Raw genomic sequence first — 609 nt, 5'->3', positions numbered from 1 at the left:
TCGGCGCCGCGCTCGGGCTCGTCATCCTGCTCATGCGGATGTGGATCCCGGAGAGCCCGCGCTGGCTGATGACGCACGGGCGCCTCGCCGAGGCGGAGGCGATCGTCGCCGACATCGAGCGTCAGGTGGCAGGACACACCGGGCGTGCGACCGACGACCTGCCGACCGTGCGGCTGCGGGTCCGCCACCATACGCCGCTGTCGGCGGTCGCCGACGCGCTGCTGGTGCGTCACCGCGACCGCGCCATGATCGGCCTCGTGCTGATGGTGGCGCAGGCCTTCTTCTTCAACGCGGTGTTCTTCACCTATGCGCTGGTGCTGACCGATTTCTACGACGTGCCGATCGGGACGGTCGGCTGGTACATCCTGCCCTTCGCGATCGGCAACTTCCTCGGGCCGCTGCTGCTCGGGCGTCTCTTCGACACCCTCGGACGCCGACCGATGATCGCGTTCACCTACGGAATCTCCGGCCTCCTGCTCGCCGTGTCGGGTGTCCTGTTCCTGCAGGCGCAGATCACGGTCGTCCAGCAGACCATGGCCTGGAGCGTCGTGTTCTTCTTCGCCTCGGCGGCGGCGAGCGCCGCTTATCTCACGGTGAGCGAGACCTTCC

1 protein-coding gene is annotated in these 609 nt (G+C 68.1%); it reads left to right on the top strand.

Going from position 1 to position 609, the window contains the following annotated elements:
* Positions 1-609 (top strand): MFS transporter (locus ABTU92_RS29085; protein ID WP_408095039.1); only part of this gene is annotated, 609 nt, incomplete at both ends.

Source organism: Rhodoplanes sp. SY1 (assembly GCF_046000175.1).
In the GTDB taxonomy this organism is placed as follows: domain Bacteria; phylum Pseudomonadota; class Alphaproteobacteria; order Rhizobiales; family Xanthobacteraceae; genus Rhodoplanes.
This window is presented reverse-complemented; position numbering and strand designations above follow the sequence as displayed.